General features: G+C 67.9%; 9 protein-coding genes and 1 pseudogene. 8 read left to right on the forward strand and 2 right to left on the reverse strand.

Annotation, left to right across the window (positions count from 1 at the left end; all coding sequences use genetic code 11):
* The 3 genes and pseudogenes from ACRDUX_RS22360 to ACRDUX_RS22370 all read left to right on the forward strand — a co-directional run.
* A pseudogene (locus tag ACRDUX_RS22360) lies at nucleotides 1-268 on the forward strand (hypothetical protein); the annotation flags it as partial.
* A gap of 10 nt (nucleotides 269-278) precedes the next feature.
* Nucleotides 279-1,169, forward strand: coding sequence for an alpha/beta fold hydrolase (locus ACRDUX_RS22365; RefSeq protein ID WP_526416610.1), 891 nt, complete (start codon nucleotides 279-281; stop codon nucleotides 1,167-1,169).
* A 74-nt stretch (nucleotides 1,170-1,243) separates the two neighbouring features.
* Nucleotides 1,244-2,527 (forward strand): DUF1298 domain-containing protein, encoded by a 1,284-nt coding sequence (locus ACRDUX_RS22370; protein WP_526416612.1) that lies wholly within the window; start codon nucleotides 1,244-1,246, stop codon nucleotides 2,525-2,527.
* Nucleotides 2,528-2,535: 8 nt separating this feature from the next.
* On the opposite strand, the gene ACRDUX_RS22375 is transcribed toward ACRDUX_RS22370, so the two are convergent.
* Nucleotides 2,536-3,132, reverse strand: coding sequence for a TetR/AcrR family transcriptional regulator (locus ACRDUX_RS22375; RefSeq protein ID WP_526416614.1), 597 nt, complete (start codon nucleotides 3,130-3,132; stop codon nucleotides 2,536-2,538).
* Nucleotides 3,133-3,242: 110 nt separating this feature from the next.
* Between ACRDUX_RS22375 and ACRDUX_RS22380 the strand changes: the two genes are divergently transcribed.
* Together ACRDUX_RS22380 and ACRDUX_RS22385 are read left to right on the forward strand one after the other, a co-directional pair.
* Nucleotides 3,243-3,764, forward strand: coding sequence for a DoxX family protein (locus tag ACRDUX_RS22380; RefSeq protein ID WP_526416616.1), 522 nt, complete (start codon nucleotides 3,243-3,245; stop codon nucleotides 3,762-3,764).
* A 46-nt stretch (nucleotides 3,765-3,810) separates the two neighbouring features.
* Entirely contained in the window at nucleotides 3,811-5,547 is a 1,737-nt protein-coding gene (locus ACRDUX_RS22385) for a DUF3556 domain-containing protein (RefSeq protein ID WP_526416618.1), read from the forward strand.
* Here the strand turns inward: ACRDUX_RS22385 and ACRDUX_RS22390 are convergent.
* Complete coding sequence (locus tag ACRDUX_RS22390; protein ID WP_526416620.1) at nucleotides 5,537-6,334, reverse strand: FadR/GntR family transcriptional regulator; 798 nt, start codon at nucleotides 6,332-6,334, stop codon at nucleotides 5,537-5,539. The two genes, ACRDUX_RS22385 and ACRDUX_RS22390, sit on opposite strands and share 11 nt — an antisense overlap.
* A 230-nt stretch (nucleotides 6,335-6,564) precedes the next feature.
* On the opposite strand from ACRDUX_RS22390, the gene ACRDUX_RS22395 reads away from it, so the two are divergent.
* The 3 genes from ACRDUX_RS22395 to ACRDUX_RS22405 form a co-directional block, all read left to right on the forward strand.
* Nucleotides 6,565-7,710 (forward strand): thiolase family protein, encoded by a 1,146-nt coding sequence (locus ACRDUX_RS22395; protein ID WP_526416622.1) that lies wholly within the window; start codon nucleotides 6,565-6,567, stop codon nucleotides 7,708-7,710.
* On the forward strand, nucleotides 7,707-8,510 hold the full coding sequence (locus tag ACRDUX_RS22400; RefSeq protein WP_526416624.1) for an enoyl-CoA hydratase/isomerase family protein: 804 nt from the start codon (nucleotides 7,707-7,709) through the stop codon (nucleotides 8,508-8,510). The genes ACRDUX_RS22395 and ACRDUX_RS22400 overlap by 4 nt, the downstream gene beginning before the upstream one ends.
* A 4-nt stretch (nucleotides 8,511-8,514) precedes the next feature.
* On the forward strand, nucleotides 8,515-9,028 hold a 514-nt coding region (locus ACRDUX_RS22405; protein ID WP_526416626.1), incomplete at its 3' end, for an acyl-CoA dehydrogenase family protein.

Genomic DNA, 9,028 nt, shown 5'->3' on the forward strand with positions numbered 1-9,028 from the left:
GCTCACCGGCGAGTTCCGCGATTCGTACACCTCGTTGATCGACGGCGTGGTGATCCCAGGCGCCAAACAGCAGCAGATCTCAGCGGTGGCAACGGTTCCCAGGGCCGGCTCCGTCTCCGCGGACCCCAAGCACGCCGTGGTTCTGGTATTCGTCAACCAAACGGTGGTGGTGGGGACGGGCGCGCCGAGCAGCACGGCGTCGAGTGTCAGCGTGACGTTGGACAAGGTTGGCGACAAATGGCTGATCTCCGAATTCACGCCCGTCTGAGCGCATTCCGGTGAGCGAGCCGCGCTGGATCGACGTCCCTACCCAGGACGTACACCTTCGGGCGCTGTGCTGGGGGCCTGACGATGCGCCGATCGCCCTGTGTCTGCACGGGTTCCCCGATACGGCGCACGGCTGGCGCAAGGTGGCACCGTTGCTGGTGGATGCGGGCTGGCGCGTCGTCGCGCCGTTCATGCGTGGATATGCACCGTCGTCGTTGTCGTCGGATGCCAGCTATCACGTCGGAGCACTCATGGACGACGCACTGCGCGTGCTCGAGGCGGCAGGCCCCACGGGTCGCGACGTCCTCATCGGACACGACTGGGGTGCGATTGCTGGCGCTGGGCTCGCGGCGATGCCCGAGAGCCCCTTCGCCAAGGCGGTCATCATGTCGGTGCCGCCTGCCGCGACGTTCCGCGGGAAGGTGCCCGACGCGGGACGCCTGGTCGCCCGGTTGCCGCGCCAGCTGCTGCGGAGCTGGTACATCACGTACTTCCAATTGCCGTTGCTGCCAGAGCGTTCCGCGTCGTGGGTGGTGCCGCGGCTGTGGCGCCAATGGTCGCCCGGCTACGACGCAGGAGACGACGTCGCACTGGTCCTGGACGCGATCGGTTCTCCCGAGAACTGGCGAGCGGCGCTCGGCTACTACCGGGCCACGATCCGCGGCAGCAAGCCGCCTGCCCGGTATGCCGAGTTGCACGAGCACTGGCTGTCGCCACCGACGCTGCCCACCCTGTACCTGCACGGCGCCGACGATGGTGCCATGGGGGACTTCACGCGGTGGGTGGAACCGGGTCTCCCGGTGGACAGTCGGGCCGAGATCGTCGATCGGGCCGGGCACTTCATGCAGCTGGACCGCCCCGACGAGGTGGCGCGGCTCATCGCCGACTTCATCGCCAGCTAGCCACCGACACGACGTGACGACCTGCCCGTTGCCAGTCGCCGCTGGAGGCGTCTGAAGCGGCCTAGCCTTTGCACATGACCACACGTCGACTGACGCCGATCGATGCGCAGACGTTCTGGCTGGCCGCCAAGATCCCGAACGACACGTTCCTGCTGTTCGCGTTCGGGGGCGTTGCGGTCGATCTGGAGCGGGCGCTCGAGGACGTCGCGGACCGGGCTCGCGGCTGTCCCGACCTCGGTGTCCGCATCGACGATCACGTGTCGTGGACGTATCCGGCGTGGGTGCGCCGGGACGTTGATCGGTCGCAGTTCGTGGTGCACGACCTCGAGGACCCCACGGGGGCGGGGTGCCTTTCGGCGGTAGGCGCACTGATCGCCGATCAGCTGGACGCGGGGGAGACGGCGTGGCGGCTGCACGTGTTCGCGGGCGTCGTCGGCGTACCCGGCACGGAGGTGCCCGGCACCGTGGCGGTGCTTCAGATCTCGCATGCGCTCGGAGGCGGCGGCCGCACCCGTGCGCATGCCGCCCTGATGTTCGGCAGGCCCGGCGGGGAGGTGCCCGCCATCAGCCCGCCGTCGACGGGTCCGATCAGCTTGCCGTTGGCGGGCTTTCGCGCCGCACGGGCTCACCGACGGTTCGTCGCCGACGTCGAGGCGGGCGTGGTTCCGGCCCAAGCGGAGCTGCGGCCGTTGCTCCGGACGAACACGAGGCCGTCGGGCTCGCGCAGCCTGCGCACCGTGGTCAGGCGACGGTCGGAACTGCACGGGTCGACGGTGACGGTCGCGGTCCTGTCAGCGGTGTCGGCGGCGCTCGCCGGTCAGTTGCGGGAGCTCGGCGACGATCCGTCGGCGCTCGGCGCCGAAGTCCCGATGGCCAAACCGTCACCGCGCCTGGCGTACAACCACTTCGGCAACGTCGGCGTCGGCCTGCACCCGGAGCTGTCGGCGGCCGCGCGCGCCGCCCGTATCGCCGACGACCTCGCTGCGCGGCGGCTGCGGGCCGGACATCGGGCCATGCAGGCGGCGGACCTGGCCTTCGCCGCGACGCCTGCCCCGTTGTTGCGTTGCGGGATGGACCGTTTCGATCCCGACGTGCGTCCTGCCGCGGTGACGGGCAACACCGTGGTCTCGAGTGTGAACTGCGGCGCCGCGGACTTCGCGTTCGGTGGGGCGCCGGTCACGGTGGCCGCGGCATTCGCCGGACTGTCGCCGATGATGGGTCTGACCCACGTCGTGGTGGGTGTCGGGGACACGGTTGCGGTCGGCGTGCACGCCGCCGAGTCGGCGCTGGGGGGTCCGGATGGGATGGACGCCTACGTCGCGCGCTTGGAAGCTGCGCTGGGGTCCGAGTCGCCCTAAACCGGCCCCTAGGCCCGCAGCGCGGCGATACCGACGTCGAGCGCGGCTTCGAGGTAGCTGAGGTCGCCGGTGCTCATCAGGACCAGAACTCCACCCTGGATGCCTGCGAGCAGGGCCGCGGCAGTCCGGGACGGGTCGACGGTGGCGGCGATCTTCTCCTGCCGTTGCATCGCACGCACGCCGTTCTCGATTTCGGCGCGCCATCGTTCGATCAAGGTCGAGGTCACGGCCTGCGCCCCCGGCGTGCGGCCGATCTCCGACATCACGGTTGACAGCGGACACTGCTGGCCCTGTCGTCGGTAGCGCTCCACGACCACGTCGCGCCACCGCTGCCACGCCGCCCACGAGGTCAGGCCGCTCAGGTATGGCTGCTGATCGCTGATGACGCGCGCCGCTTCCTGCTCGGCGACGGCGAGCAACAGCTGCTCCTTGCCGTGCGGAAAGTAGTGGAAGAGCTGGCTCTTCGAGGTTCCGGTGTGCGCCATCACGTCTTCGAGCGTGGTGGCCACCGCGCCGTTGACGCGAATCTCGGCGGCGGCACCGTCGATGATGCGCTGGCGCGTCGCGGCGCCCTTCGGGGTCAACTTCTGGACCTGCAGGACCATATTCACGCCACCACTACTGGACTCACGGGTCCAAACTATACGAGATTGGACGGACGTCCGCCGGGTGTGGGGCTGGGCATTGGCTTAACACATGCCCTACATTCTGTTGCGTGACTGCCTACGATTTTGCGCTCCTGCTGCTACGCGTGGTGCTCGGCCTGACCATGGCCTCCCACGGTTACAACAAGTTCTTCGGCAAGGGTGGCATCGGTGGTACCGCCGGCTGGTTCGACAGCATGGGCATGAAACCGGGCATCTTCCACGCCAGGGTCGCGGCGACGACCGAGATGGCGGCAGGTCTCGGGCTGGCGCTCGGGCTGTTGACGCCGATCCCCGCCGCCGGCTTCGTGGCGCTGATGTTCGTCGCCGCCTGGACCGTGCACCGGCACAACGGCTTCTTCATCGTCAAGGAGGGCTGGGAGTACAACCTCATCCTCGCGGTCGCGGCAGTTGCGGTCGCAGGGACCGGGGCGGGCAGGCTCAGCCTGGACTACGCGCTGTTCGGCAACTCTGCCGTCTACGACTACCTGCACGGCTGGGGCGGCCTGCTGATCGCCGTCGTGCTCGGTCTGGCAGGGGGCATCGGTCAGCTGGTCGTCTTCTACCGCCCACCCGTTGCTCGCGCCGAGTAAGGCGAACTGATTCCCCGCGGCTAGAACACGTTCTAGTCTGGCCGCCATGGGGTTTCTGAAGCAGGACGCACCCGTCGTCGACTACGAGGAGTGGAGCAAGGGCACCCGCGCCGAGAAGATCGTCCCGATGGCCAGGCACTGGGCCGAGGTCGGCTTCGGAACCCCGGTGGTGCTGCACCTCTTCTACGTGGTGAAGATCCTGCTGTACGTCCTCGTCGCGTGGCTGATCGTGCTGACGACCACCGGCATCGACGGCTTCACCGACGTGGCGTCCTGGTACGCCGAACCGATCGTGTACCAGAAGGTCGTCTTCTACACGATGCTGTTCGAGGTCGTCGGGCTCGGCTGCGGCTTCGGGCCGCTCAACAACCGATTCTTCCCGCCGATGGGATCGATCCTGTACTGGTTGCGGCCCAAGACGATTCGACTCCCACCCTGGCCCGGCCGGATACCGCTGACCAAGGGCGACTCGCGCAGCCCCTTCGACGTGGTCCTTTATGCGGCCCTGCTGGTGGCGTTGGTCGTCGCCCTGTTCTCCGATGGCACGGGCCCGATCCAGGAACTCGGCTCGACGGTGGGCGTGCTGCCGGTCTGGCAGACCGCGACCATCCTTGGCCTCCTCGCGGTGGCAGGCCTGCGCGACAAGGTCATCTTCCTGGCCGCCCGCGGCGAGGTGTACGCCGCGCTGGCGGTGTGCTTCCTGTTCAGCGGCGCGGACATCATCATCGCCGCCAAACTCGTCTGCCTGATCATCTGGATCGGCGCCGCGACGTCGAAGCTCAACAAGCACTTCCCGTTCGTCATCTCGACGATGATGAGCAACAACCCGGTCTTCCGCCCGCGGTGGATCAAGCGAAGCTTCTTCGAACACTTCCCCGACGACCTGCGTCCTGGCCGACTGTCACGCTACGTCGCGCACTTCAGCACCGCGGTCGAGGGACTGGTCCCGTTGGTGCTGTTCTTCTCCCACGGTGGATGGCCGACGGCGATCGCCGCATTCGTCATGCTCTGCTTCCACTTCGGCATCCTGTCGTCGATCCCGATGGGGGTGCCGCTGGAGTGGAACGTGTTCATGATGTTCAGCGTGCTCGCGCTGTTCGTCGGGCACGCCGGCGTCGGCCTCGGCGACCTGGCGAGCCCGTGGCCGATAGTGCTGTTCGTCGTCGTCGCCGGGACCGTGGCACTGGGTAACGTGTTCCCGCGCAAGGTGTCCTTCCTGCCCGGCATGCGGTACTACGCGGGCAACTGGGACACCTCGCTGTGGTGTCTCACGCCGTCGGCCGAGAAGAAGATCGCCGACGGCATCGTGGCGATCGCCAGCATGCCCGCCGCGCAGTTGGAGAAGTTCTACGGCAGCGCTGAGACCGCTCAGATGTATCAGTACATGGGATATGCGTTCCGCGCCTTCAACACTCACGGCCGGGCGATGTTCACCCTTGCACACCGGGCGATGGCCGACCGCAACGAGGACGACTACACGCTGACCGATGGCGAGCGGCTCGTCAGCACGGCCATCGGCTGGAACTTCGGCGACGGCCACATGTCCAACGAGCAGTTGGTCGCCGCGCTGCACGGGCGGTGCCGGTTCGCCCCCGGCGAGGTGCGCGTGGTCATGCTCGACGCGCAGCCGATCCACAAGCAACAGCAGGAGTATCGACTCGTCGACGCGGCGACCGGTGAGTTCGAGCGCGGCATCGTCAGGGTTGCCGACATGGTGACGCGCCAGCCGTGGGACGACACCATTCCCGTTCGCGTGACGTGGTCGGCCGCCACTACTGCATGACGTCGCGGACCTTGACGGTCTCCAATCCCTTCAGCAACAGGTCGCGCGCCGTGTCGAGGTGCTTGCGCCAGTGCGCCTCGGCGGCGGCACCGTCCCCGGCGCGCAGCAGCGTGATCAGTCGACGGTAGGAGCGCGTCAGCTTGTCGTAGTCCGCCTTCGTCACCTGGCGGTGCTCCTTGATGGCGAACGCCGTGTGCCGCACGGTGATCTCGTGCAACATGCCCGCGATGATCGTCAGCGTCGCGTTGCCCGACATCTCCACCATCCTGCGGTGGAACTCGCCGGTCGCCTCGGCCAACCGGCCCGACTGCCAGCCTGCCGGGATCTCCTCGGCCAGCATGGACTCCAGCTCGTCGAGCGCCTCGGGCGAAGCCGACTCCGCGAGCAGTCGGACGGCCATCGGCTCGATGCCGGACCGCGCGACCAGGACGTCGGCGATCGTCGCGCCGGAGAGTTCGAGCAGCAGACCGGCGGGGCGTGCCACGATCTCCGGCCCTGGCACGCGGACCCGCGCGCCCGTGCGTGAACCGCGTCGCACCTCGACCAGCCGTTCGGACTCGAGCACCCGCACCGCTTCGCGCAGCGTCGGACGGCTCACGCCGAAGTGTGCCATCAGCTCGGCCTCGTTGGGCAGGAAGTCACCGTCGGTGAGCTGGCCGTCGACCACCATGCGACGTAGCGTTCCGGCGACCAGCTCCGCGGTCTTTGGTGAGCGGACCTGGGTGCCGCCGCGCTGCGCGACGGCGTCGGGCCCGATCATGGGTGCCAAGGGCATGCTGCGTGCCAACGGAGTCTCCCGAACTGGTCTGGGCCGGCACGGCGGGCTGGAGCGTAGACAGGGGATTGTGTCCGGCCGGTTGTACAACTCAGTAAAACATGTGGTCCGGCGGAACCGACGGAAACGAGCTGTGATCTACCAACCAGTAGGTTGACCTAGTAAACCTTCTGTTCTACGTTCGGTGCTACCCAACCATTCGTTCACACCACCAGGTACCCCCACTTCAAAGGAGAAGTCCCATGGCTGAAGCCGTCATCGTCGAGGCAGTCCGATCGCCCGTCGGCAAGCGTAACGGCGGTCTGTCCGGCGTCCATCCCGGCGAGCTCTCGGCCCAGGTGCTCAACGGACTGGTGCAGCGTGCGGGTGTCGACCCCGCGCTCGTCGACGACGTGATCTGGGGCTGCGTCATGCAGGCGGGCGAGCAGGCGCTCGACATCGCGCGCACCGCGGTTCTCACCGCGGGCTGGCCCGAGACGGTGCCCGGCGTGACCGTGGACCGCCAGTGCGGGTCGAGCCAGCAGTCCGTGCACTTCGCCGCCGCGGGCGTGGTTGCGGGTCACTACGACGTCGTCGTCGCCGGTGGCGTCGAGTCGATGTCGCGCACCCCGATGGGTGCGTCGCTGGCCAACGGCGGCCACCCCTACCCGGAGGCCTTCCGCGCCCGCTACACCCAGACTCCGAATCAGGGCACCGGCGCCGAGATGATCGCCGATCAGTGGGGTTTCGACCGCACCGCGCTCGACCAGTTCTCGCTGAGCTCGCACGAAAAGGCCGCCGCCGCGCAGGATTCGGGCGCCTTCGACGACCAGATCGTCGCGATCAAGGACCAGGACGGCAATCCGGTGCTCAAGGACGAGGGCATCCGGCGGGGCGGCACCATCGAGAAGATGGCCGGAATCAAGCCCGCCTTCAAGGAGGACGGCGTCATCCACGCCGGTAACGCGTCGCAGATCTCCGACGGCTCGGCGGCACTGCTGTTCATGTCGGCCGAGAAGGCGAAGTCGTTGGGCCTCAAGCCGCTCGCCAAGGTGCACACCGCGGTGCTGGCGGCCGCCGACCCGGTGATCATGCTGACCGCGCCGATCCCGGCCACCCAGAAGGCGCTCAAGCGCTCCGGCCTGCGGCTCGCCGACATCGGCGTCTTCGAAGTCAACGAGGCGTTCGCGCCAGTGCCGCTGGCGTGGCTCAAGGACATCGGCGCCGACGAGAAGAAGCTGAACCCGAACGGTGGGGCCATCGCGTTGGGTCACCCGCTGGGCGGCTCGGGTGCCAGGATCATGACGACGATGCTCTATCACATGCGGGACAACAACATTCAGTTCGGCCTGCAGACCATGTGCGAGGGCGGCGGCCAAGCCAACGCCACCATCCTCGAACTGCTGTGACCGCGGATTCCCAGACGGATGCACCCGCCGCTCTCGCCGAGCGGCGGGGCAACGTCCTGCTCATCACCCTCAACCGGCCCGAAGCGCGCAACGCCGTCAACGCCGCCGTGAGCATCGGTGTCGGGGACGCGCTGCACGAAGCCCAGCACGATGCGGAGGTGCGCGCCGTCGTCATCACGGGAGCGGGCCAATCCTTCTGCGCGGGAGCTGATCTCAAGGCGATCTCGCGACGGGAGAACCTCTATCACCCCGAGCACGGGGAGTGGGGGTTCGCCGGCTACGTGCAGCACTTCATCGACAAGCCCACCATCGCGGCGGTCAACGGCACGGCGCTGGGCGGCGGCACGGAACTTGCGCTGGCGAGCGACCTCGTCATCGCCGAGGAGCGCACCAAGTTCGGCCTGCCAGAGGTCAAACGCGGACTGATCGCAGCGGCCGGGGGAGTGTTCCGCATCGTCGACCAGCTGCCCCGCAAGGTGGCGATGGAGCTGATCTTCACGGGCGAGCCGATGACGTCGGCCGACGCGCTGAAGTGGGGGCTGATCAACCAGGTGGTGCCTGACGGCACCGTGGTGGAGGCTGCGTTGGCACTCGCCGAGCGCATCACCGTCAACGCTCCGCTTGCGGTGTGGGCGAGCAAGCGCGTGGCCGCGGGCGTCGACGACGGCGTGATCAGCGGCGATGAAGTCGGCTGGACCAGGACGATGAGGGAGATGGGCGCGGTGCTGCGCTCCGAGGACGCCAAGGAAGGGCCGCTGGCCTTCGCGCAGAAGCGCCAGCCCGTATGGAAGGCGAAGTAGCACGATGAAGCGACTGGTTTTCGAAGACGAGCACGAACAACTGCGGGCCACCGCGCGCCAGTTCCTGGAGAAGGAATGCGCGCCGCACGCCGAGAAGTGGGAGAGCGAGCGCCTCGTCGACCGCGAATCCTATGTCGCCGCAGGCAAATACGGATTGATCGGCTTCAATCTGCCGGAGAAGTTCGGTGGTGGTGGCGTCGACGACTTCCGGTTCAACGCGGTCATCGTCGAGGAATTCGCGCGCTACGGTGCCGCGACGCCGGGGCTGAGCCTGCAGAACGACATCGTCGGCCCGTACTTCGTGAACCTCGCGAACTCCGAGCAGCAGGCACGGTGGCTGCCCGGTTACATCACCGGCGAGCTGATCGGCGCGGTGGCGATGACCGAGCCCGGCGCGGGCAGCGACCTGGCGGGGATCAAGACCTCGGCAGTCCGGGACGGGGACGACTGGATCCTCAACGGCTCCAAGACATTCATCTCCGCGGGCATCAACTCCGACCTGGTCGTCGTCGTGGCCC

The organism is Mycobacterium sp., assembly GCF_050701675.1.
Lineage (GTDB): Bacteria > Actinomycetota > Actinomycetes > Mycobacteriales > Mycobacteriaceae > Mycobacterium.